This window comes from Marinifilum breve (assembly GCF_003202155.1).
Taxonomy (GTDB): domain Bacteria; phylum Bacteroidota; class Bacteroidia; order Bacteroidales; family Marinifilaceae; genus Marinifilum; species Marinifilum breve.
The window spans coordinates 46,400-73,061 of the sequence record NZ_QFLI01000015.1 but is presented as its reverse complement, the minus strand read 5'-3'; the positions used below and the strand labels follow the sequence as shown (position 1 = coordinate 73,061).

Sequence of the window (26,662 nt, the reverse complement as noted above, 5' to 3'; positions counted from 1 at the left end):
TTTTTTAGCTGAAGGCTTGTGGCTGGAAGCTAATCGCTTAAAAGATAAAAAAATGCCAATAGATAAATTTACCGTATTAGAGTCGACATATGTACCTCTTCCAATCGAGAATGTAGATACGGATCAGATTATTCCTGCACGATTTCTTAAAGCAACCAGCCGTGAAGGATTTGGAGAAAACTTGTTTAGAGACTGGAGATTTAATCCTGATGGATCAGCAAATGAGGATTTTGTTCTAAACGATTCAAAATACTCAGGTCAGATCCTTGTAGCAGGTAAAAACTTCGGAAGTGGTTCTTCAAGAGAACACGCAGCCTGGGCTGTTCACGATTATGGATTCAAGGTAGTAGTTAGCAGTTTTTTTGCTGACATTTTTAGAAACAATGCACTAAACAATGGAGTGTTGCCAGTAGTGGTATCTCCTGAGTTTTTAAGCAAAGTGTTTGCAGCAGTTGAAGCAGACAACGGTCAGAAACTGGTGGTAGATCTTGAAGAACAAAGTATATCACTTAATGGTGAGAAAGAGGAATTTGAAATTAATCCTTACAAGAAAAACTGCTTGCTAAATGGATTCGATGACATCGATTACCTCTTAAATAAAAAAGAAAACATAGAAGAATTTGAACAAGAGTAATTGGCCAAAGGCTGATTGCTCATCAAATAGAATACACAATCACAGATAAAATGAACGAACTGCGTAGCTTAGAGATAATGGATACCACCCTTAGGGATGGTGAGCAGACTTCGGGAGTTAGTTTCAATGCCGACGAAAAGTTGGGCGTGGCTAAGCTCTTGCTGCAATCCGTTAAAGTAGATCGATTGGAAGTTGCTTCCGCGAGAGTATCAGAAGGAGAATTTCAGGCGGTAAAACGAATTACCAAATGGGCCGAAGAACATGGTATGATTGATAAAATCGAGGTGCTTGGATTTATTGATGGGAAAGCTTCGCTGGATTGGATTTATAAGAGTGGTGCACGTGTAGTGAACTTGCTGTCGAAAGGCTCATTGAAGCATTTGCAGGGGCAGTTGCGAAAAACTCCTGGGCAGCATGTTCAGGATGTAAAGGATGCCGTTGCTTACGCAGAGAAACTAGGCATAAAGGTGAATCTTTACCTGGAAGACTGGTCGAATGGGATGCTGACTTCCAGAGATTACGTTTGGTACCTTTTGGATGAATTGCAAAATGAGAACATACAAAGATTCATGTTGCCTGATACTTTGGGAGTAATGAACCAGGTTCAGGCTTTCGATTTTTGCTATGCTTGTCGCGAAAGGTATCCAAAACTACATTTCGATTTTCATGCTCATAACGATTATGATTTGGCTCTGGCTAATGTTTACTCATCAGTGCTTGCTGGGGTAAATGGTATACATACAACTGTTAATGGATTAGGAGAAAGAGCAGGAAATGCTCCTTTGGCCTCTGTTGTTGGTGTGATAAAAGATCACTTGTCACGACAAATCAATGTTAATGAGGAAAAGATCAATACGGTAAGTCGTATTGTTGAAACTTTTTCAGGAGTAAGAATTCCGGCCAACAAACCATTGGTTGGAGAGAATGTATTTACTCAAACCTGTGGTGTTCATGCCGATGGTGACTCCAAAGACGACTTGTACTTTAACCGATTAATGCCAGAGCGTTTTGGTCGCGAACGAAAGTATGCTTTGGGGAAAACATCAGGTAAGGCGAATATCAAGAAAAACCTGGAAGAGCTTGGGATGACACTGGAAGAGGAAACCATGAAAAAGGTGACTCAGAAAGTAATTGAGCTTGGTGATAAGAAGGAAACCGTTACCACAGAGGATCTTCCTTACATTGTTTCTGATGTTTTGAATCAGAGCATGGAAGAAATGCCAATCGTAATCAAGCATTATTCCTTGTCTTTATCGAAAGGAATGAGGCCTTTTGCATCTGTGAACCTTGAAATTAACGGACAAATGCACGAAGGAACCGCATCGGGCGATGGACAGTACGATGCTTTCATGAATGCAATTTGGTCTGTGTATGAACAGTTGGGAAAAGATAGACCGGTACTGAAGGATTATTTCGTGAGGATTCCTCCTGGAGGTAAAACCGATGCACTGGTAGAAACTTTAATTACCTGGGATTTTAATGGAAGAGAGTTTAAAACTCGTGGATTGGATCCCGATCAGGTTGAGGCAGCGATTAAAGCTACAGCTAGAATGTTGAACCTTTTGGAACAGCAATACAGTAAAGTGAACGAGAAAGATGCTTGTTAAAATGCATTCTTGAGTACCCTTAGTTTGATGTTAAGAAGGGTTCAAACAAGCTTGCAAGAAGCCATCTTACAATCATGGAAGCCTCTAGCGGATATGTGTATTGTCTTCCGAAGATTGTGGAGAGTTCATGCAAATGTGTTAGATGTCTTTTAAAGATAACGGAGGCTTCAAACAGGCGTGTGGATTACCTAAAAAAGATTAAGGAATGAGCAAACAAGAGTGCGAGGCATCTCCTGAAGAACAAAGATAGAGCAAACATGTATGCGAGATGTCTCTTGAAGAGCAAGGGAGGAGTAAACAAGTATGCGAGATGCTTACCGAAGATCACGAAGGGAATAAACAAGCATGCGAGATGCTTCTTGAAGATCACGGAAGGAGGAAACAAGCTTGCGAGAATCTTCTTGAAGATCACGAACAGAACAAACAAGTATGCAGGATATCATCCAGCAAACAATGAATAAGAAAATAATAAAAACAGAATAACTTAATAACAATGGCTTACAAAATAGCAGTATTACCCGGAGATGGAATTGGTCCTGAAATTGTAGCGCAGGCAAAGAAAGTGTGTGATGCAATTACAAAAAAGTTTGGACACGAATTTGAATATACCGAGGCTTTGGTAGGAGCTACGGCAATCGATCAGGTGGGAGATCCTTATCCTGCCGATACTCATGAATTGTGTATGAATTCAGACGCGGTACTTTTTGGTGCAATCGGTCATCCAAAGTTCGATAACGATCCTTCGGCTAAGGTTCGTCCGGAGCAGGGGTTGTTGAAAATGAGAAAGACCTTGGGCTTGTATGCGAATCTTCGTCCGGTGAATACTTTCAAATCATTAATTCACAAATCACCATTGAAAACCGAGTTGGTTGATGGTGCTGATTTTATGTGCATTCGTGAGTTGACAGGTGGAATTTACTTTGGTCGTCCACAAGGAAGAAGCGAAGATGGACAAACTGCTTACGATTCTTGCGTGTATACAGCAGAAGAAATTGAAAGAATTATTCGTTTAGGTTTCGAATACGCTGGTAAAAGAAGAAAAAAACTAACCATTGTTGATAAGGCAAATGTATTGGCTACCTCAAGACTTTGGAGAGAGATAGGGCAGAAGGTTGCTCCTGATTATCCGGATATCGAAGTAGAATACATGTTTGTTGATAATGCTGCCATGCAGATTATTACCTGGCCAAAGCGTTTTGATGTGATGGTTACCGAAAATATGTTTGGAGATATTCTTACCGATGAAGCAAGTGTAATCTCAGGTTCTATGGGAATGTTGCCATCCGCTTCAATTGGTGTTCACACATCTGTGTTCGAGCCAATTCACGGATCTTATCCACAGGCAGCAGGAAAGAACATTGCCAATCCATGTGCAACTGTACTTTCAGCAGCCATGATGTTCGAATATGCATTTGGCATGATGAAGGAAGGAGCTTTGATTCGTGAAGCTGTTGATCAGTCGCTAGAAGCAGGTGTAGTTACCGAAGACATTGCCGATGGTAAGAAAGCCTACTCAACATCAGAAGTAGGTGATTGGTTGGCAGAATATATTGAAAAAGCATAAAATAGCTTCAAGCTGCAAGTTACAAGTTTCAAGTAATCTTGTAGCTTGTAACTTGAGACTTGAAACTGATTAATTTAATTAAGGTTGAAGAAGTCTTATAGAAGATTCTTTAGGTCCATACAATCGAATTAAAAAATCAAAGGGGGAAAAGTGACAACAAAAACAAAACATTATTATCCAAAAATGGCAGATATTGTAAAGGCCGGTCGAACGGTGCAGGAAGTGGTAGAAAGCACCCCTGTATTGAAAAATATGAACCTGTCTGTAAAATATGATGCCAATATCCGCTTAAAGCGTGAAGATCTTCAAATGGTAAGGTCTTACAAAATAAGAGGAGCTTACAATAAGATTGCAGGCTTGAGCAAGGAACAACTCCAGAAAGGGATTGTTTGTGCCAGTGCTGGTAATCATGCACAAGGAGTGGCTTATTCTTGCAAGAAATTAGGCTGTTCAGGTGTAATTTACATGCCTGAAACCACGCCTCGCCAAAAAATCAAACAGGTAAAAATGTTTGGTGGCGAGTATGTCGAGGTAATCTTAACAGGTGATACTTTCGATGATGCATCAAACAAAGCTTTAGCTGATGCAGAGGAACATGGCAAAACCTTTATTCATCCTTTCGACGATCCTAAAATTATTGAAGGACAGGGAACCATCGGTCTGGAGATTCTGCAAGACTGTCCCGATCCTATTGATTACATTATTGTTCCCATAGGTGGAGGAGGTTTGGCTTCAGGGCTTGGGGCATGGATAAAGGAATTTAGTCCACAAACCAAAATTATTGGTGTTGAACCTGAGGGTGCTCCATCGATGAAAACGGCATTCGAGAAAAAGGAGAATGTTTCCTTGGAATGTATCGATCGCTTTGTAGATGGTGCAGCTGTACAGAAAGTGGGAGACTTAACCTGGCGCATTTGCGAAAAGGTATTGGATGATGTTGTCGTGATTCCTGAAGGATTGATTTGTTCTACAATTTTAAGATTGTACAACGAAGATGCGATAGTAGCAGAACCAGCAGGAGCATTGTCGATTGCTGCTTTGGAATTGATATCGGATCAGATAAAGGGAAAGAATGTGGTGTGCATACTAAGTGGTAGCAATAATGATATCACTAGAATGGAGGAAATCAAGGAACGAAGTTTATTATACGAAGGTTTGAAACACTATTTCATTGTTCGTTTCCCTCAACGATCAGGTGCTTTAAAGGAGTTTGTTAATGATGTATTGGATCAGGGTGATGATATTACACACTTTGAGTATTATAAAAAGCACAGTAGGGAAAAAGGCCCTGCAGTAATTGGAATTGAAGTCCGTCAACCGGAAGACTTAATGAGATTACAAGAACGAATGACTGAACGAAATTTTGTATTTGAGTACCTGAATGATAAAACTGATTTGTTTCAGTTCATAGTTTAATATTCAATGTTTATAACGATCTAAAAAGCGATATCTGATTTACAGATATCGCTTTTTTAATGCTCCTGCAAAGGTATTTTGATTTTGATTTTATTATGACAAGAAAAAGTGTTAACTTTTGTCTGCCAGAAAAATCAAAGAAAACCCAAACCCTAAAAAAACAGTTATATGAAGAATGAATTTTCAAGAAGGGAGTTTATCCGAACAGGATCGGTCTCTCTTGCAGGAATGGCAATTTTACCCTCATTTTTAAGTATGGGATGTAGCCCTCTAACCGAACAATCAGGTTTGGATGAATATCTTGCTCACTTTAATGTGGATAAAGAAACACTTCAAAAGGTAATGGCTGAAGCTTTGTCCAGAGGTGGGGATTATTGCGACTTGTACTTCGAACATTCTCTTTCAAACTATGTAGGACTTCAGGATAATGATGTGAATCGTGCTGGTTCTAACATTGATTATGGTGTAGGTGTTCGTGTTCTGAAAGGTGACCAGACAGGTTATGCTTTTTCTGAGGAGGTTTCTTTGGAAGCCATGAAAAAAGTAGCTAAAACTGCAGCCAGCATTGCAAACGAAAGTAAAGATTTTCCTTCTATTAATCTGAATGAAAGAGTTCATCCGGAATTCTGCAAGGTAGGTACTTCTTGGGAAGATGTTTCAATCAAACAAAAAATCCCATATCTGCAAAAGCTGAATGATAAGATCTTTAGTTTGGATGATAAGGTTGCTAAAGTTCAGATCTATTTAGATGATAATTCGTCATACATTCTATTTGCAAACTCAGAAGGTGTAATTAGCTATGACTATAGACCTATGGTAAGTTTTATTGCCGTATGTGTTATGGAAAAAGGAGATCAGCGTGAAGATTTCTATGCTTCCCGTTCCATGAGAATAGGTTATGAATATTTAACTGAGGATTTGTTGGATGGAATTGCAACAGAAGTAATCGAAGGTGCCAATAAACAATTTGAAGCTGTAAAACCAAAAGCCGGACAAATGGAAGTGGTTTTGGCTTCTGGCGGATCAGGTATTCTTTTACATGAAGCTATGGGACACGCATTCGAAGCTGATTTCAATAGAAAAGAAACCTCAATTTTTAGCGATAAAATGGGTAAGAAGGTTGGTGAAGATTTCGTAACGATAATTGACGACGGAACAAATCCAAATTATAGAGGAACTCTGAATATTGACGATGAGGGAATTCTAACCCAAAAAACAAAAATGGTTGAAAATGGAGTACTAACAAGCTATCTGCACGATAGAATTAGTGCCAAACATTATAATGTGGATCCAACAGGTAATGGACGACGTCAGTCTTTCCGTTATGCTCCACTTCCTCGTATGAGAAATACATATATGGAGAATGGTCCTCACTCTAAGGATGATATCATCTCTAGTGTTAAGGATGGAATTTATGTAGATACATTCACAAATGGTCAGGTGCAAATTGGAGCAGGTGACTTTACTTTCTACGTAAAATCGGGCTATTTAATTGAAAATGGTAAACTAACTAAACCAATTAAGGATGTCAATTTAATTGGTAATGGACCGGAAGCACTTAGTCAAATTTCAATGGTAGGAAATGATTTGAAGATTGATTGTGGTACAGGGACTTGTGGTAAAGGTGGACAAGGAGTTCCAGTGTCAATGGGCTTACCAACTGTCAAGGTAAATCAACTTACAGTTGGTGGAGTTAATGCGTAATGCGCATTCTTAGTTTACATTTTATCAAATTAAAAAGCAATTTAAATGAAAGACAATAAAAAAATGGAATTGGCTCAGTGGGCTTCCGAATATGCAAGCAAAAATGGAGCTAAAGAAGTTTCAGTTTCAGTTTATGATTCCAAAGAATCAGAAGTTGAAGTTAGAAAGCAAAAAATAGAAAAAATACAGGAATCTATCGAAAGTGGATTAAGTATAAAGCTCTATGTGAATGGAAAATACTCAACTCATTCTACCAATCGATTAAAGAAAAGTGAATTAGAGAAATTTATAAATGAAGCGATACTTGGGACAAATTACTTGGCTGAGGATAAATATCGTTCATTACCAGATCGTCACTTGTGTTATGATGGTGAAGAGAAGGATCTTAAGTTGTTTGATTCGAATTACGATTCTATTGATCCTCGTCAGAAGATTGACTTAGCCATGGCAGTTGAGGCCGAAACATTAGATATGGACGATAGAATTATTTCTGTTTCCGGATCCTATGGAGATGGTATGTATCGAAGCTATATGGTTTTAAGTAATGGTGTTGAGGGGTATAAAGAATCAACTTCTTACTCAGTTAGTGGAAGTGCATCTATAAATGGAGGCGATAGTCGCCCAAGTGATTATCATTATAATTCAGCCAGATTTTGGAATCAATTATCTGGAGAAGGAGTTGGTAAATATGCTGTAGAGAGAGCCCTTCAAAAAATTGGAGCAAAGACCATAAAATCAGGAAAAATGGAGATGTTGATAGAGAACAGATCTGTTGGGCGTGTATTTGGATCTCTTATGCAGCCATTGTATGGTCGTAATATTCAGCAAAAAAGATCATTTTTAGATGGTAAGATTGGTCATAAAATTGCTTCCGATTTGTTGAGTATTACTGATAATCCATTTATTGAATCAGGACGTAACTCTCGTTTATATGACAGAGACGGATTAGCTGCTCGCAAAATGACAGTGATAGAGAATGGTGTTTTACGTTCTTATTACATTGGTGATTACTACGGCAAAAAGTTGGATATGCAACCAACAACAAGTTCTCCTTCAAACTTGATCTTCGGCAAAGGATCGAAAGATATTAATGGATTAACAAGGGATATGAAGGAAGGTATTTTGGTTACAGGTTTCAATGGAGGAAACTCTAATCCTGCTACTGGTGACTTTTCTGTTGGTGTAGAAGGCTTTTACGTAAAGAATGGAGAAGTTCTTCATCCAATAGTAGGGATGAATGTTTCCGGAAATCACAAGGTTATTTGGAATCAACTTATCGCATTAGGAAATGATCCATTAACCGATCGTTCATGGCAAACACCAAGTATGCTATTTGAGGGAATTGATTTTAGTGGATTATAGATTCTCAGCTACGGATAATAAATAATGACCCCATCGATTTGATGGGGTTTTTTCTTATTAATCCTAATCGTATCTATATTTTGGTTATAGTTGTTGGTTGGTAATTGTCAGTAAATCAGATGTGAAAGTTTGTGGTGAGTGTGGGGTAGTTTATATTAGATCTAGGAATTTATTTATTGAATAAGCATTGTTCTTAATTAGACAATTCAAAATAATGTTTAATTAATGAATATAAAAATGAGATTACTTTTGCTTATAATCAGTTTAATTGCATTTACTGCAAATGCACAGGAGAATTTAAATGGTAAATGGTTGGTAGAAAACATTGCAGCTGCTTCCTTAAAAAAAAATGCACTTGGTTATGTGCCAGATAAACAGGTTGGAGTGTATTTGCCGCCTTCATATTTCAGTTCCAAGAAGAATTACCCGGTAGTGTATTTCCTTGAAGGATATGGAGGAAGAATAGATGAAAGTGCATATGTTGCAACTTTAGTTGATTCTTTAATTAAGAAAAATCAGATTCCTGAAATGATCTTTATTCAAATTAGTGGTGATTACAGTTTTAGAGGTAGCTTTTATGTGAATTCACCTGTGACAGGAAACTGGGAAGATTTTGTAGTAAAGGATGTTACTAATTTTGTGGATACTCATTATAGAACTATATCTGATTCAGAGTCCAGGGCTATCGTAGGAATGTCGATGGGAGGATTTGGAGTATTAAATTTAGCAATGCTTCATCCAGATATTTATGCTTTGGCTTATGCAATGAGTCCAGGATTATTTGATGAAGAAGGCTTAGCCAATTGTCAGATTTTTAGAGATGGTGGAACCATTGATCCAATATTATCGCTTATTACTAAGTTGGATAAATTATCAACAGAAGAGGCCCACAAAGAATATTTGAAGTATGTTGGAGAAATTAAAGATTGGAACATTGAATTCACATTGGCATATGGGATGGCGTTTGCTCCCAATACAAAAAAGGCTCCTTATTTCGATTATCCTGTAAGTATTGTAAATGGTGATACTATTGTGGAGAAAGATAAATGGGAAAAGTGGGAAAGAGGTTTCGGAGGACTTGAAGAGGAATTGACTAGTTATAAGAACAATCTAAATAAATTGAAACTTTTAAGTATTGATTGCGGTTACAATGACGTATTTAAATGGATTGTTGATGGTTCTGTTTTTTATGCAAATTTATTAAGGGATAATAAAATTTCACATAGCTTTGAACTCAATCAGGGAGATCATGGTAGTATGTTTGTTTATCAGATGTATCATAAAGTACTTCCAACTGTAGCGGCTGGTTTTAAATATGAGAATGAATGAAATATAGAGTGAGAATATTTCCAATTAAAACAATCCTAATTCAAGTAATGCTTTTATTTCTTGTAGGAACAGATCTTCGTGCTCAAGAATCCATGGGAGAAAGAATATATCAAGAGAGAATGTTTGCCTTTCCCAATGGTAAAATGAAAGCCTTGATTCTGAGTTATGACGATGGTTTGTTACAGGATTCAATAATGGTTTCTATTCTCAATAAATACAAGTTAAAAGGAAGCTTTAATTTAAATTCAGCATACTTTGGTGATGATGCATTGTGGTTAAAGTCTTTAGCAGATAAGACAGGTAAGTATTTAAACAAAGCTCAAGTAAAGAGGATATATAAAGAACATGAAATTGCTGCTCACACTAGAACACATCCTCATTTACCAGAATTAACAGAAGAGGAAATAAAAGAAGAAATCAGAGTCAATATTGAAGAATTGTCCGCATTAAGTGAAAATCCTATAACAAGTTTTGCATATCCTTTTGGTGAGTTTAATAAACAAATAGTTGAAATTTTGAAATCAACTGGAATTACGAATGCTAGAACTGTGAATGATACAAAAACCTTTAACTTGCCTGATGATTTTTTTATTTGGAATCCGACTTGTCATCATACACAGGTCACAAGTCTATTAACGGAATTTGTTTCTAAATCAGTGGAGAAACCAATATTGTTTCATATTTGGGGACACAGTTGGGAATTCGATAGAAATCAAGAAAATAACAACTGGAAATACTTTGATAATATTTGCCAAAGGTTAAGTTCTATTAAGAATATTTGGTCTGTTAGTGCGGGAGAATTTATTGAGTATTTAAATGCAGTTAAAGCTATTTCAGGAGAAAAGGTTTTAACAAATAATTCAAACCTAATGTTATGGCTGATTATAAAAGGAAAGCTTGTGCAGTTAAAACCAAAGGGGACAATTTCAATAGAGTGAATAACTAAACGTATTTATAGAGCTAAGGCACGATTTGTAAAGCAAATTGTGCCTTTTGTACATTAAATTTGTATTTATGAACCAAAATGGATGTTTATTCTCTGTGGAGTAAATATTTATTTTATTTTTACTTGTTCTTTTGTAAACCAATTTTTAATCAAGAATGCGAAGATTCTTTATTCTTTCAATCCTAATTCAATTATTAATTGTTCATGATTCATCAGCACAAAGAGACTCTTTGGAAAACCTGTTTGTTGAAGCTGAGCATTATCTTGAATTAAGAGACAGTATAATTGATGCAAGGAAAATCAGACTAGCCATTTTTACCGATTCATTAAAAAAATACGAGGAAGAGAAAAATTATAATGAGGAATATCGTCTGGCTAATATACTAACAAAAGAATATGAGTCATTTGTATACGATTCAGCATTTTATTATGCGACAAGATCAATCAAACTAGCCTATAAATTAAAGAGTAAACCTAAAATAGCAGAGGCAAAAAGTAACCTTTCATTAATATTATTACTTAAAGGCTTGTTTAAAGAGACAATTGATACCCTGGAAACAATTAATTACAAATTTCTTGAAGGAGAAGATAGAATTAGATATTATTCTGTCGCGTACAGGTCTTATTATGACTTATCAAATTCTCGCTGGGGATATTATCAACCAAAATACAGAGAATTAGGACACCAATATTGTGAGAAAATTTTTCAAGAAGGAGATCCAAGTTCATTTGATTACTTATTGGCAAAGGCATTGAGCAGTTTAATTTCAGACAAGAATAATGAGGCGATTTCTTACTATACCCAATTGGTAAATGAACATGATTTGAATGATCATGAGCAGGCAATATGCAATTGTGGATTAGGAATTGCTTACTCAAGATTTTTTGAAAATGAGAAAGCGCAATATTATTTGTTGAAAGCAACCATAAACGATATCAAATCCGCAACTACAGAAACCGTTGCAGCAAAGGTGCTTGCCGAGTTATTGTATTACGATGGTAGTGTTGAGAGGGCCTATCAATTTATTGAACATGCTCAGAATGATGCCAACTTCTTTGGCAGTAATGCCAGAAGGCTTGAGATTTCTTACATAAAGCCTGATATTGAAGCAGCTATGCTCAGTAAAGTAGAAAAGCAAAAAGATTTCATGTTTTATGTTTCGATAGTGGTACTGGGCTTTGCAGTACTTATTATTTTATTCGGTGCTATTGTTTTCAGACAATTAAGAGAAATTAAAAAAGCCCGAAAAGAGGCTTTAATAGCAAATAAGAATCTACAGGAAGTTAATGATATGCTTCGCGAGGTAAGTCGAATAAAAGAAGAGTATGTGGGATACTATTTTAACTTTAGTTCCCAGTTTATCGAGAAACTTGAGGCATTTAAAAAGGCCATATCCCGACAACTTCTAACAAAGCAGTATGATGCCATTGAAATGGAATTGAAAAATTATAATTCCAAGAAAGAGCGTCAGAATTTATTCGAAGATTTTGATAGAATATTCCTAAAGCTGTTTCCTGATTTTGTAAATCGATTCAATATGCTGTTCAAAGATGAGGATAAGGTTTGCTTAAAGGATTCGAATAGTTTGAATACTGATTTGAGAATTTTTGCTTTGATCAGACTAGGAGTAAATGATAACGAAAAAATAGCAAGTATTCTCAACTTTTCTGTCAATACAATTTATACCTACAAAACTAAAATCAAGAATCGATCAATTGTACCGAACGATGAATTTGATAACAAAATAATGGAAATAAAGTCTGTTTAGACATCTTTTTCATCAATATCCTGTCTATATTTTCCATTTTAGCGTAAAATGTTAAAGGGCATTAAAACAGCTCATTAAGAGTTTAGGTGCCCTTTTTTTATCTATATTCTTTATAGGTATTTAGTATTTCATTCGCACCCTAGGTTTCTTTGATCTGCGAAATTATAAAATCATTGTCTGCAGCATGATTTTGATTTCGGCCGGATTTGGGAAGTCGGTTTTGAATAAATGAAATTTTGCTTCTGAATGAAGCTGACGCGTTGAAGTACTAACTCTATTAAAAAGAATTATGAAAAAATTATTATTGTTGTTTTGGGCAATGTTTCTTACCATTGGAATATTTGCTCAAACTCAGGAAATAAAAGGAAAGGTTTTGGATGCTTCCAATGGAGAACCTTTACCAGGAGTTTCCGTTGTTGTTAAGGGTACCACTACTGGTGCAGCAACAGACTTTGACGGAGTATTTTCTCTAAAAGCCGATCAGGGCCAAATCTTGGTATTTTCTTTTGTAGGATATATTAACCAGGAAATTGAGGTGCAAACAATCGAAAACGTTGAAGTATTGTTGCAGCCAGATGTTATGAATTTGGAACAGGTTGTAGTAGTAGGCTATGGTGTACAAAGAAAGAAGGACAAAACTGGTGCAGTAATGAATGTCGGTGCAGACGACCTTCAGCAAGGAGTTTTACAAGATCCTGTTCAGGGAATCATGGGTAAAGTTGCTGGTGTTAATATTACAAAAAAGGGTGGTGATCCAAATGCTGGTTTTAATGTTCAAATTCGTGGTACAGCTGGTTTTTTCTCAGGAACATCTCCATTGTATGTTGTTGATGGTGTTCCAGGTGTTGATCCTACGACCATTGCAGTTGAAGATATTGAATCATTCAACGTGTTAAAAGATGCTTCTTCTGCTGCCATTTATGGTTCACGTGGGGCAACTGGTGTTATTATTATTACTACCAAACAAGGAAAAAGAAACCAGAAAGGTAAAATCTCATATTCAGGATACATTTCTTCTGATGTTGTCGCAAACGAATTAGATTTACTGAGTGCATCAGAAATTCGCCAATATGCTACAGAAAATGGATTAACTCTTGATGATGGTGGTGCTGATACAGACTGGCAGGATGAAGTATTCAGAACAGGTATGTCTCAATCACACAATGTTTCCATGAGTGGAGGTGGTGAAGATCATACTTATCGTGCGAGTATTGGCTATACTAATTTTGATGGTGTGGTAAAAGGTACAGATAGAGAAAGAGCTATTGTAAGATTAAATGCCATGCAAAAAGGTTTGAATGACAAACTGACATTAAGTGTGAACTTGTCAGGTACTTTTGAAAACAACAACTACGTTCAAACAAGTGGAAATAATGGTGAAGCTGTATTGTTTCAGACTTTTTCAAGAAATCCAACCTATCCTGTTTATAAGGAAGATGGAACTTATTTTGAAGTAAATGATTTTGAGAATTCAAATCCATTGGCTTTGATCAACCAGATCCAGAATGAGAGAGATGCAAAAAGATATTTGGCAAATGCAAAAGCTGATCTTGAAATTATTGATGGATTAGAGGCTGGAGTGAATATTAGTTATCGTAAAGATGATGATGAAACATGGTTCCACCGTCCTTCATACCAAATCACATCAAGTGATGGTGGTTTTGCAAGAAGAGGATACAATAACAGCGATACCAAAATGCTTGAAGCAACGCTTAAATACAACAAGGTATTTAAGGAGAAGCACAATGTGAATTTGTTAGGAGGATATTCATGGCAAGAAGATAATAGAACAAGCTTTGCTGCTCAGGGCAGAGATCTTTTATCTGATAAGGTTGGAGCTGATAATTTAAGATTCGCAAATGATGTACTTCCACAGGATATTGAATCATGGAAAGAAAGAAATCGTTTGATCTCTTTTATCGGTAGAGCTGTATATAACTATGACTCGAAATATTATTTCACAGCTACCATTCGTCGCGATGGATCTTCAAGATTTGGTGATAATAATGAGTGGGGATGGTTTCCATCATTCTCAACAGCTTGGGATATCTCAAGTGAGAAATTCATGGATAATGCAAACTGGATTGATCAATTAAAATTCAGAGTTGGTTTTGGTGTTACAGGTAATCAGGAAATTGGTAACTACCACGATATTGCAAGAATAAGCACTGGAGGAAGAACCTTAGATCCTACAACTGGAGAAGAAACACTTGTAATTCAGCAATCGAGTAACGCGAATCAAGATTTGAAATGGGAAGAAAACAGAGAATGGAACTTTGGTTTAGACTTCGCCTTATTCAACAACAAATTAACAGGTTCGATTGATGTTTATGACAAAACAACTGATGATTTGTTGGCTGAGTATGCAGTTCCTGTTCCTCCAAACAGATACGATAGAATTTATGCGAATGCTGGTGAAATTTCAAACAAAGGTTTAGAGATTAACTTGACTGCAAATCCTATTCGCACTCGTGATTTTACTTGGAAATCAACATACTCATTTTCTACAAACAAGCAAGAGGTAGTTTCCTTATCTGATGATACTTATTCGCTTGATAATATGAAAACTTCATGGATTAGTGGTAGAGGTATGGTTGGAGTATGGACTCAGTTAATTGAACCAGGACGTGAATTAGGAACATTCTATGGTTGGAAGAATGCTGGTATTGATCAGAATGGACAATGGTTGTTCTACGATAAAGATGGAAACATCACTAAAGATCAAAAGGATGAAGATCGTCAGGTAATTGGAAATGCATTACCAGACTTTACAATGAGCTGGACCAACAATCTAACCTATAAAAATTGGGATTTAAACTTCACATTACGTGCAGTAGTTGGAGGTGATGTTCTTAATGTTACAAGAATGATTCTTGGAAATCCAAATATGCTACCTAATAGAAATGCATTGAAAGATGCTATACAGCTAGCACCAATTCTATCGGATTCACCTAAATTCTCAGATTACTATATCGAGGATGGTTCTTTCCTACGTTTAGACAATGTAACACTTGGATACAATGTAAACGTTGATAAAATCAAATGGTTGAGCAATTGTAGATTTTATATCAGTTCAAACAACTTGTTTACCCTTACTAAATATTCAGGTATTGATCCTGAGTCTAGTTATGGTGGTTATGAGAACTTAGGATTGGATATGTATGATGTTTATCCTAAAACCAAGACTTTCACTTTTGGTATGAAAATAGGTTTTTAAGGAGAATTAATTTACATGAATTAAGAATCGGTAAATAATTCTTAATGAAAGCTTAATAAGAAAAATGAACAGGATGAAACGAGCATGATTAAAGTAATTATTTTGATCATGTGGCTTACATCTGGCAAATGAATGAAAATTATAAGCAGATGAAAATTAAAATATTTGGACTTCTTGCCATTATTGGAATGTTCGCTTCGTGCACAGATTTAAGTGATGAGGTATATAGTGAACTATTGGCAGAAGAATATCCTGAGAATGAAATTCAGGCACAGTTAATCACAAATAATGCATACTCCCAATTACAATCACATATAGATGGTGGTTGGTGGTTTGCTCAGGAAATCACTTCAGATTTAATTGTTGCACCTACACGTGGTTCCGATTGGGATGATGGTGGAAAGTGGAGAGCACTTCATACTCACAGCTGGGATAATAACCATGAATATGTAAATAATATGTGGCGTAATTTCTATAACGGAGTTACCGAATGTAATAAGGCAATTGAATATTTAGGAGATGCAGAAACATCAAAGAATGCAGTTGCTCAAATGAAAGTACTTCGTGCATATTATTACTATTTGTTGATAGACAATTATGGCGATGTACCATATGTAACAAGTTTTGCTGATGCTCCTGAAACTCCTGAAAAAGTAAGTAGAGCAACAGTGTTTAATAATATTATTGCTGATATCGAGAGCGTTATTGATGATTTGGAAGGATCTTCAACAAGTTCTGTAAATCAATACACAGCTTATGCATTATTAGCAAAATTGTATTTAAATGCGGAAGTATTTACAGGTACCCCAATGTGGGAAGAGTGTGAAAACTATTGTGATTTAATTATTGCTGGTCCATATAGTTTGGAGTCAAATAGATTGGGTGCATTTGTAACAGAGAACCAAAATTCTCCTGAAAATATCTTTACTGTACCTTACGATGAAGATAATTACCAAGGATTTATTCTGCACAGAAGAACTTTGCATTACACAAATACTGCAACTTTTAATGCAAGAACAACATTCTGGAATGGGTTCTGTGCGCAGGAAAGATTGGTAGACTTCTTTGAAGACAATGATACTCGTAAAGCAGGATTATTGTTAGGGCAGCAGTTTTCTTCATCAGGCGAGCAATTGTTTGATACAGATGCTGGAAATGCTCCTGTAGTATTCACAAAAGAAGTTCCTGCTCTTAGAATGGATGCTTCATTTACATCAGCTCAAATCAGATTTTCTGGAGCAAGAATGGTTAAGTTTGAAATTAAAAGCGGCGTAAAAGATAACTTAAGTAATGATTTACCAATTTTCCGTTTGGCTGATTTCAAGTTAATGAAAGCAGAATGTCAGTTAAGAAAAACAAGAGGTAATCTGGCAATTGCAAAAACTGAAATTAATGATATTAGAACTGCTGCAGGTGCTACAGCTTGGGATGACGCTGATATTACACTAGATAATCTATTGGATGAAAGAGGTAGAGAAATGTGGTGTGAGGCACATCGTCGTCAGGATTTGATCCGCTTTGGAAAATTTACAGAGTCTTGGTGGGAGAAATCAACTGACACTGAAGCAAATCATTTGTTTCCAATACCTCAATGGGCAATTGATAGTAACCCTAACTTGAATTAATCAAATGTTGTATTAGAAGCAATTTTGTCCTAAAAAATAGTAGATCATGAAGAAAAATATATATCTAATCATAAGCATTCTGACAATCTTATTTTCAGCATGTGATAAGGATATTGATAATCCTGAAGTAATTGAGTTTTATGAACCAGATTACACGGCTCTTTGGTTAGTGGGGAGCTCTGTTCCTGCGGGTTGGGATATTGGAAACCCAACTCCAATGATTGTTGATTCGAAAGACCCATTTGTTTTTATCTGGGAAGGTGAATTGAAACCTGGAGAGTTTAAAATTCCAACAAAAGTAGGTGACTGGGGATGTGACTTTTTTATGCCTGTCGAAAATCATCAGGATATTAATAGTAATGCTGTTGAATTGGTAGTAGGAGGAAATCCTGATAAAAAATGGGAAATTACTGCTGAAACAACGGGTAATTATCAAATTCGTTTAAATACAAAACCACCTATTTCTATTCATATTGAAAAACTGAATTAGGAGTTAAGAAATTTCACCGAATTAGCCTTAGGTGAGATAAATTAGAAATTTAGTTCGGGATGTTCGTCTTTTTGAGGCGAACATCCTAAATTTATATTCCGGTGAGATATAATCATCTGGATTTTTTTCAATTTTATTAATGTATCATTCTGTTATGAATTTTAGATCAATTCAAAGTTTGTTAATTGGTTGCTTGATGATTTTTGCATCATGTACCAATGGGAAAATGACAACCAAGGTATCATCACCAGATGGTAAAATTGGTGTTGAAGTGAGTATGGTAGAAGGTCAGGCTACTTACCAGGTTTCGTTTAATGGTAAGCCCATAATTGAACCTTCATCAATGGGATTTGACTTGAAGAACATGCCAGCCATTGAAAAAGGTTGGAAAATTGTAGATTCTGAAAGTTCATCTAGCGATTCAAGCTGGGAAATGCAATGGGGGGAGAAACGAGTTGTAATTGATCAGTTTAATCAATTAAAACTAAGTTTGGAGGAACAACAAGCTCCAAACAGAAAAATGAATATCATTTTCAAAGTGTATAACGATGGTTTAGGATTTCGTTATGAATTCCCTGAACAAGACGCGATGAATGAGGTATTGATTACAGAGGAAAATACTCAATTTAATTTGGCTGGAGACCATAAAACATGGTGGATTCCTGGTGATTGGGATATTTACGAGCATTTGTACCATACCACAATGTTCTCGGAAATTGATGCTACAAAATTGAGAAATCATGCAAGTTTAGCGCAAACATCTATTCCAAATAATGCGGTGAACACACCGGTTACAATGAAAACGGATGAAGGCATTTATCTAAGTTTCCACGAAGCAAATTTGACAGATTACTCTGGAATGACCCTAAAAGTAAACAAGAAAGACATGATGTGGGAATCCTGCTTGGTTGGTTCATTGAATAATGATTACAAAGTAAAGCGTAGTGTACCATTTAATACACCTTGGAGAACCATTCAAATTGCTGATAAAGCGGGGGATTTAATTGAATCAGATTTGATTGTAAATTTGAATGAACCAAATAAAATTGGTAAGGTAGACTACTTTAAGCCAATGAAGTATGTAGGTATCTGGTGGGATATGCACTTGGGAACCAGAACATGGGACTATGGTGCTACTCAAGATATGAATTCAGCAACAGGTTTAAAACCGCATGGTCGTCATGGTGCTACTACAGAGTATGCAAAAGAATTAATTGATTTTGCATCAGAAAATAATTTAGGTGGTATTTTGGTTGAAGGTTGGAATACCGGATGGGAACATTGGATTGGTTTTGAAGATCGTGAAGGTGTTTTTGATTTCGTAACTCCTTATCCTGATTACGATTTAGCTGAAGTTGTTCGTTATGGAAAATCAAAAGGTGTTGAGCTAATCATGCATCATGAAACATCGGCTGCACCACGTACTTACGACCAGCAGATGGATTCAGCATATCATTTAATGAACTCATTGGGAATTCATTCAGTGAAAACTGGTTATGTGGGTAAATTAATTCCTAAAGGAGAATTCCATCACGGACAATGGATGGTGAACCACTACAGAAGAGCTTTGGTTAAAGGAGCAGAGAACAAGATTGCTATTAATGCTCACGAACCAATTAAAGCGACAGGATTACGTCGTACTTACCCGAATGCAATTGCAAGAGAAGGGCTTCGTGGACAAGAGTTTAATGCGTGGTCTTCTGATGGAGGAAATCCTGCAGAACATTTGCCGATCGTTGCATTTACACGTATGTTATCTGGTCCTATTGATTACACTCCGGGTATTTTCAATATCAAATTGGAACCATATAAGAAGAATAACCAGGTAAACACAACCTTGGCTCATCAATTGGCATTGTACGTTGTAATCAATAGTCCAATTCAGATGGTGCCTGACTTGATTGAGAGTTATAAAGGAAACGATGCTTTTCAATTTATCCGTGATGTTGCTGTAAATTGGGAACAAACAAAAGTATTGAATGGTGAGATTGGTGACTTTGTTACCATTGCTCGTCAAGATCGTGAATCAAATAACTGGTTTTTAGGTGCAATTACCGACGAAAATGCTCGTGATATGAAAGTAGCACTAGACTTCTTGCCAGCAGGTAAGAAATACATGGCTACTCTATACCTAGATGGAGATAATGCACATTGGGATAAAAATCCTACTGAATACAAGATTGAAAAAATGGAAGTAGATAACAATTCTGAATTAAATCTAAAATTAGCTGCAGGTGGTGGAGCTGCAGTTAGTTTGATTGAAATGAAGTAGTTGATACTTTAACAATATTTTAAGTGGCATTCTTCTAGAAGGATGCCACTTTTTTTGTAGTTTCACTACATCAATTTTAAAATTGAGATCCTTAATTCACAAATACTAGTAACATGCTAAAAATCAGATTAAGAATTGGTGTATTATTCACCGTTCTTATGAGCATTGTTGGAAGTGCTCATGCAAAAGAGGATGTTCGTTTATTGCGATATCCTGATATTAATAACAATTTAATCGCATTTGTATATGCTGGCGATATTTGGACAGTTGATTCAAATGGAGGCGATGCAAAACGTTTAACTTCTCATATGGGAATGGAATTGTTCCCAAAAATTTCTCCGGATGGTAAGTGGATTGCCTTTTCGGGTGAATATTCTGGAAGTCGTCAGGTATATGTAATGCCTGCAACGGGTGGAACTCCAAAACAATTGACTTACTACAACTCTGTGGGATTAATGCCTCCTCGTGGTGGGTTCGATAATGTTGTTCTAGACTGGACGCCTGATAGTAAATCCATCTTAGTTCGTATGAATCGTACTGCTTTTGGTGAAAGAAATGGTAAATACTTTAAAGTAGGTATAGATGGTGGAATGGAAGAGGAGCTTCAAATCCCGGAAGGTGGATTTGGTGTATTCTCACCTGATGCTACTAAAATGTGTTTTGCTCCAATTAGTAGAGAATTCCGTACTTGGAAGAGATATAAAGGAGGACGTGCAGCTGATCTTTGGATTTATGATTTAGAGAATGATCAATCGGAAAGAATTACGAAATTCGTTGGTTCCGATCAAATTCCTTCATGGTACAAGAATTCCATCTATTTTGCTTCTGATCGTGATTTAAAATTGAACATTTATAAGTATGATGTAGAGAGCAAAAACTTGACTCAAATGACACATCACAAAAACTTTGATGTGATGTGGCCATCGGGTGAGAATGGACAAATTGCTTATGAAAATGGAGGACATATTTACAAGTTAAATCTGGAAACTGGAAAAGAGGAACGAGTAATTGTAAATATCAATTTTGACAATCCAAACACATTGCCATTCTATAAAAATGTGAAAGGTTTTATTGAGAATTGGGCTGTTTCTCCTTCAGGAAAGCGTGCTTTGTTTGATGCTCGTGGTGATATTTTCTCTGTTCCAGCTAAAAATGGATCAACCATTAATTTAACGCAAACACAAGGTGTTAGAGAAATGTCTCCAACATGGTCGCCAAACGGAAAATACATTTCTTATTATTCTGATGCTACTGGAGAATATGAAATCTATTTGCTGGAAAACAAGAAGGGAGCTAAGGCAAAACAAATTACCAAAGGGTCTTCTTCTTGGATGTATCAACCAAAATGGACTCCAGATAGCAAATACATGGTTTTCTTCGATCGCAGCTTAAAATTGAAGTTGGTGAATGTTGAAACAGGAGCTTTAAAAGTGATCGATCAAGCTGAAAGAAATGAAATTAGAGATTTTTCTGTTTCACCAGATTCTGATTGGATTACTTACGTTAAAGACAGCTCTAACGGACAAGGTGCAATTTGGGTTTACCAAGTTTCAACAGGTAAGAAACATGCTTTAACTAACGATACATTTGGTGATTCTTCTCCAGTATTCTCTAAAGATGGAAACTTCATGTATTTCCTATCGAATAGAGATTTTAACCTTGATTTTTCAAGCTTTGAGTTCAATTACCTGTATAATAATGCAACTCGCATTTATGCAATGGCTTTAAAAGCTGATGGCCCCAAATTATTCCCTCTAAAAAATGATGTAGAGGAATATAAGGAAGAGCTGAAAGAAGAACCTTCAAAGTCAAAGAAAAAAGCCAAAGGTGATGCTGCAAAAGACCAGAAACTGAAGGTGAAAATTGATTTGGATGGCATTAACAATCGCATCGTTGCATTCCCTGTATCATCAGGAAATTACAGCGGATTACAGGCTGTTGAAGACGGAATTTTATACAGAACCAATGGTAGCTTGCATCATTATATCATAAAGAAAGAAAGTGATGAGGTAATTTTAAAGTCTGTATCTTCTTATGAATTGACAGCAGATGGTAACAAGGTCATGTACCGTTCTGGTTCAACTTATGGAATTACAAATTTATCAAAAGGTCAAGCACCAAAGGCTGGAGCATTAGATCTTGATGATATGGAAATGAAGATTGATCCGGTTAAGGAGTGGAATCAAATCTATACCGATGGTTGGAGAATCTTTAGAGATTATTTCTATGTAGAAAACATCCATGGTGTTGATTGGGCTAAAATTAAAGCTGATTATGAACCAATGGTGAAAGATCTTGCTCACCGTGCAGATTTGGATTACATTCTAGGTGAAATTATTTCTGAGACCAATACTGGTCACGCTTATGTGAACTATGGCGATTTTGAGAAAGTAAAATCAGTGCAAACAGGATTGCTGGGAGCTAAATTAAAAGCTGATTTAAAGAACAACAGATACATCATCTCGAAAATCTATGATGGTGAAAACTGGAATCCATCTCGTCGTTCTCCATTAACAGAGCAAGGTGTGAATGTAAAAGAAGGGCAGTACCTGATTAGCATTAATGGGCATGATGTTACTACCAAGGTAAATCCTTACATGTATCTTGAGAATATGGTTGGTAAGAGAGTTGAGATTACAGTGAACTCTATTCCAAATGCAACAGGAGCTAAAACTTACACTATTAAGCCGATTGCTAGTGAATTGGAGTTAATTTACTTGGATTGGGTGAACGAACGTCGAGCAATGGTTGAAAAATTATCAGGAGGAAAAATTGGATACATTCATGTTCCAAACACTGCTGTAGAAGGAAATCGTGAATTGCACAGAGGTATGTATGCTTATCACGATAAAGAAGCATTAATTATTGATGATCGCTATAATGGTGGTGGATTTATTCCTGATCATATGGCAGATTTATTGGATCGAGATGTATTATCATACTGGCACTTGCGAGGATTGGAACCGTGGAAAACTCCTGGTGTGGCTCATGATGGACCTAAAGCAATGCTGATCAACCATTACTCTTCATCAGGTGGAGATGCATTCCCATATTTCTTCCGTAAAAAAGGATTGGGTAAACTAATTGGGACCCGCACCTGGGGAGGATTAGTAGGTATGTCAGGTAATGCAGGCCTTGTTGATGGCGGTTATATTGCAGTTCCTCGTTTTGGTATTTTCGATGAAAACCAAAATTGGATTATCGAAGGAGTGGGTGTTTATCCTGATTTCGAAGTTTACGATGAACCACATTTGGTTGCGAAAGGAATTGATCCTTGTGTTAAAAAAGCGGTAGAAGAGTTGTTAAAAGAACTAGAAAACCAGCCAGCTAAGAAAAAAGTTACTCCACCTGCTGATCCTAACCGATCGGAGTGGATTGAAGAAGATATTAAATAGTAAGTATATCGATAATTGTAAAAGGAGCATCATTTGATGCTCCTTTTTTTATAATCAAATTTAGGTTTTGATGTGTAATTTAGATTGTATCTATATTGCAGATTAGCAGCAACTAGATATTTATGAAAATTAATGCGACTTTATTTGAAGAAAAGTGAATGTTCTAGAAGCTTTTGCAGGGAATTTACATTTGAATTTATATTGTAAAAGTTAAACCATCGAATTGTTAAAAATTGCAAATGGAATTGTTAAATAACTATTTCTTTCGTTAATTTATAAAGGACTTACCCTTATGTTGGGTGTGTTAATTAAATCAAATCACCAAAACAGATATCAAATGATTAAAAATTTTATTGGTAAAGTTAGCCTTTGTGGGACTTTACTATTAGCCGGAACAGGAATGTTAACGGCACAAAATCAGATGGATTCCAAACTGCCAATGGATCCAAATGTAAGAACAGGAAAGTTAAAGAATGGATTAACTTATTACGTACGACACAATGAGGAACCTAAGGATCGTGCTAGTTTCTATATTGTTCAGAATGTAGGGGCAATTCTCGAAAATGACAACCAGAACGGATTGGCTCACTTCCTAGAACATATGGCTTTTAATGGAACCGAACATTTTCCAGGTAAAGGTGTGCTAAATTACCTTGAAAAATATGGTGTCGCATTTGGACGTAACATTAATGCTTACACCAATGTGGATGAAACGGTTTACAATTTGAGTAATATTCCTACCTCAAACGAAAACCTATTGGATTCAGCTTTATTGGTTTTACATGATTGGTCGAATTACCTAAGTCTTGAAGGTAAGGAAATTGACAGTGAACGCGGAGTGATTCACGAAGAGTGGAGAACCAGACGATCAGGTGGTATGAGAGCTTACTTAGAAAAGAGTAAAGTAATCTACAAAGGATCTAAGTATGCTGAACGCGATGTTATTGGTAGCTTGGATGTGATTGATAACTTTGATCATCAGGTTATTCGTGATTTTTATCATGACTGGTATCGTACAGACCTACAAGCTATCGTAATTGTAGGTGATATTGATGCAGAAAAATTTGAAAATAAGATTAAGGAAATGTTCGCTCATATTCCTGCAGTTGAAAACCCTAAAGAACGAATTTATTATGATGTTCCAGGTAATAAAGAACCAATTGTTGGTATTATTACAGACCCAGAGGTAAGCAGTTATTCATTTGAAGTTTTTTACAAGCATAAGGCAACTCCTTTTAACGAAAAGAACATGAAATACTATCGCAATTCTCTTATTGAGAATTTACACTCAAGTATTTTAGGAAATCGTCTAAATGAATTGCTTCAAAAAGGGAATGCTCCTTTTATTAATGCATGGGCTGCTTATTACAATAAAGCTCGTAAATTGGATGTTTATCACAACAGTGTAACTCTGAAAGAAGACAATTTACTTGGAGGAGCTGAAACATTCTTAAACGAGATTGAAAGAGCAAACAGACATGGTGTTGTTGCGACAGAATTAGAGAGAGCAAAAACTGAAATGTTGAGCAGTATTGAAAAGCAATACAAAGATCGTAATAAGCAACATAACGATAGATTGGTAAGAGGTTACCAAAGTCACTTTTTGGTAAATGAACCAGTTCCGGGAATTGAATTTGAATACGAAGCAATTAAGAAATTATTGCCAGGTATCTCAGCTGAAGAGGTAAATGCATTTACGAAAAAATGGATGACAAAAGAGAATGTCATTATCACATTTACAGCTCCTGAAAAAGAAAATGTTGAATTGCCAACAGAAAAGCAACTATTAGCTTTAATGGAGAAAGTAAAAAACGCAGAATTGAAACCATATGTAGATAAGGTAATTACTGAACCTTTAATTGCTGAAATGCCAAAAGCAGGAGCGGTAAAGAAAGAGGCAGAACTTAATGGTTTTGGTGCTACAGAATGGACTTTAGCCAATGGAGCAAAAGTAGTAGTGAAGAAGACTGATTTCAAAGAAAATGAAATTCGTTTACAAGCATTTAGTAAAGGTGGAAATTCATTATACGGTGTGGAAGATTTAGCTTCAGCTGAGATGGCGGGTGGATTTATTGCTAATTTCGGTTTAGGTAAGTTTGATCAGACTAGCTTGCAAAAATTATTAACAGGAAAATCTGTTCGCGTTTCACCTTATATTAGTGAATTGTCTGAAGGATTTAGTGGAAATTCATCTGTTAAGGATTTTGAAACCATGTTGCAATTGGTACACATGTATTTTGTTGCTCCACGTTTCGATGAAGAAGCATTTACTGCATTAAAAGGTAGATATATGGCTTATGTAGCCAATATGGGTGCTGATGTTAACAAGGCTTTTAGAGATTCTGTTTCGGTAACAACAACTGATCACAATCCAAGAACAATCTTATTCAACACAGACATGATTGCAAGCTTGGATCTTGGAACAATGAAGCGAGTTTATCAAGAGAGATTCGTGGATGCAAGTGATTTTACTTTTGTATTTGTAGGTAATATCGATGTTGAAAAAGCGAAGCCATTGATCGAAACATATTTGGGAAGTATCAAAGATATTGATCGTGAAGAAACTTGGAAAGATAATGGTGTAGATTATCCTAAAAAGGATACTCACAACCATTTCACAAGAGAGATGGAAACTCCAAAAACTACCATTCATATCGACTTGCATGGAGATATCAAATATTCAAGAGAGAATAAGCTTATGATGAGCTTTGTGTCTAGTCTATTAAATAAGAGATATCTTGAAGTGATTCGTGAAAAAGAAGGTGGATCATATGGTGTTGGAGTTAGAGGATATGTATCTAAATTCCCACGCGAAGAGTACAACTTAGTGATTCGCTTTGATACTGACCCAGCTAAGGCTGACAAGTTGAAAGGTATTGTTTACGATGAAATTCAAGGCTTATTTAAAAACGGAGTAAAAGAAGTTGATTTGGTTGAAACGAAGAAAAACTTCATTAAAGAATATCAGGAAAATCTTCGTAAGAACGGTTATTGGATTAATGCAATTAATCGTTACTATACTTATGGTGAAAGTGTTAAATCATTTGAAGATTATGAAAAAATGATTAATTCGATTACCAAAGAAAATGTAGAGAAATTTGCGAAGAAATACTTTGCCAAAACAGGAAAAGTAGAAGTTGTAATGTCTCCAAAAGAATAATTACAATTCTTACCAATAATACCAGAAGGAGCATCAGGTTTGATGCTCCTTTTTTTTATCTGATAAAAATCAGTCAAAAACATGTGAAATATAGAATACAACTAAAAAGCAAAAAACAGCTAAGCATAATCACTGTTAGGTCAAGAATTCTTACTATTTTAGATCAAATCAA

Annotated in this window: 15 protein-coding genes; all 15 read left to right on the top strand. The window is 36.1% G+C overall.

All coding sequences use genetic code 11. The annotated features are described in order from the left end of the window. Positions 1-52: 52 nt before the first annotated feature. The 15 genes from leuD (at position 53) to DF185_RS22100 (ending at position 26,490) form a co-directional block, all read left to right on the top strand. On the top strand, positions 53-634 hold the full coding sequence (leuD, locus tag DF185_RS22175) for a 3-isopropylmalate dehydratase small subunit (protein ID WP_207784728.1): 582 nt from the start codon (positions 53-55) through the stop codon (positions 632-634). A gap of 50 nt (positions 635-684) precedes the next feature. Next, positions 685-2,241 carry a hydroxymethylglutaryl-CoA lyase-like TIM-barrel protein gene (locus DF185_RS22170; protein ID WP_243421814.1) on the top strand — a complete coding sequence of 519 codons (1,557 nt, stop codon included), beginning with the start codon at positions 685-687 and terminating at the stop codon, positions 2,239-2,241. A gap of 493 nt (positions 2,242-2,734) precedes the next feature. Further along, the gene (gene leuB / locus DF185_RS22160; RefSeq protein WP_110363811.1) at positions 2,735-3,805 is read left to right on the top strand and encodes a 3-isopropylmalate dehydrogenase; all 1,071 of its coding nucleotides are present in this window, start codon (positions 2,735-2,737) and stop codon (positions 3,803-3,805) included. Positions 3,806-3,988: 183 nt separating this feature from the next. After that, positions 3,989-5,221, top strand: a complete 1,233-nt coding sequence (gene ilvA, locus DF185_RS22155; protein ID WP_110363809.1) for a threonine ammonia-lyase — start codon at positions 3,989-3,991, stop codon at positions 5,219-5,221. Between the two features lie 168 nt (positions 5,222-5,389). After that, on the top strand, positions 5,390-6,925 hold the full coding sequence (locus DF185_RS22150; RefSeq protein ID WP_110363807.1) for a TldD/PmbA family protein: 1,536 nt from the start codon (positions 5,390-5,392) through the stop codon (positions 6,923-6,925). A 45-nt stretch (positions 6,926-6,970) separates the two neighbouring features. Continuing rightward, complete coding sequence (locus DF185_RS22145) at positions 6,971-8,287, top strand: TldD/PmbA family protein (protein ID WP_110363805.1); 1,317 nt, start codon at positions 6,971-6,973, stop codon at positions 8,285-8,287. Positions 8,288-8,524: 237 nt separating this feature from the next. Continuing rightward, complete coding sequence (locus DF185_RS22140; protein ID WP_165836103.1) at positions 8,525-9,616, top strand: alpha/beta hydrolase; 1,092 nt, start codon at positions 8,525-8,527, stop codon at positions 9,614-9,616. After that, positions 9,613-10,554 carry a polysaccharide deacetylase family protein gene (locus tag DF185_RS22135; protein WP_110363801.1) on the top strand — a complete coding sequence of 314 codons (942 nt, stop codon included), beginning with the start codon at positions 9,613-9,615 and terminating at the stop codon, positions 10,552-10,554. Before DF185_RS22140 ends, DF185_RS22135 begins: the two co-directional genes overlap by 4 nt. 163 nt (positions 10,555-10,717) lie before the next feature. Further along, positions 10,718-12,331, top strand: a complete 1,614-nt coding sequence (gene susR, locus DF185_RS22130) for a SusR family glycan utilization regulator (RefSeq protein ID WP_110363799.1) — start codon at positions 10,718-10,720, stop codon at positions 12,329-12,331. A 289-nt stretch (positions 12,332-12,620) separates the two neighbouring features. Beyond that, positions 12,621-15,548, top strand: a complete 2,928-nt coding sequence (locus tag DF185_RS22125; RefSeq protein WP_110363797.1) for a SusC/RagA family TonB-linked outer membrane protein — start codon at positions 12,621-12,623, stop codon at positions 15,546-15,548. 149 nt (positions 15,549-15,697) lie between these two features. Continuing rightward, complete coding sequence (locus DF185_RS22120) at positions 15,698-17,173, top strand: RagB/SusD family nutrient uptake outer membrane protein (protein WP_165836102.1); 1,476 nt, start codon at positions 15,698-15,700, stop codon at positions 17,171-17,173. A 46-nt stretch (positions 17,174-17,219) separates the two neighbouring features. After that, the gene (locus tag DF185_RS22115; RefSeq protein ID WP_110363793.1) at positions 17,220-17,663 is read left to right on the top strand and encodes a SusF/SusE family carbohydrate-binding protein; all 444 of its coding nucleotides are present in this window, start codon (positions 17,220-17,222) and stop codon (positions 17,661-17,663) included. A gap of 154 nt (positions 17,664-17,817) precedes the next feature. Beyond that, positions 17,818-19,935, top strand: a complete 2,118-nt coding sequence (locus DF185_RS22110; RefSeq protein ID WP_110363791.1) for a glycoside hydrolase family 97 protein — start codon at positions 17,818-17,820, stop codon at positions 19,933-19,935. Between the two features lie 113 nt (positions 19,936-20,048). Then, a complete protein-coding gene (locus tag DF185_RS22105; RefSeq protein WP_207784727.1) occupies positions 20,049-23,330 on the top strand; it encodes a S41 family peptidase in 3,282 nt (1,093 codons plus the stop codon). A 337-nt stretch (positions 23,331-23,667) separates the two neighbouring features. Further along, positions 23,668-26,490: a M16 family metallopeptidase gene (locus tag DF185_RS22100; protein WP_165836101.1), complete on the top strand. Its 2,823-nt coding sequence runs from the start codon at positions 23,668-23,670 to the stop codon at positions 26,488-26,490. Positions 26,491-26,662: the final 172 nt, after the last annotated feature.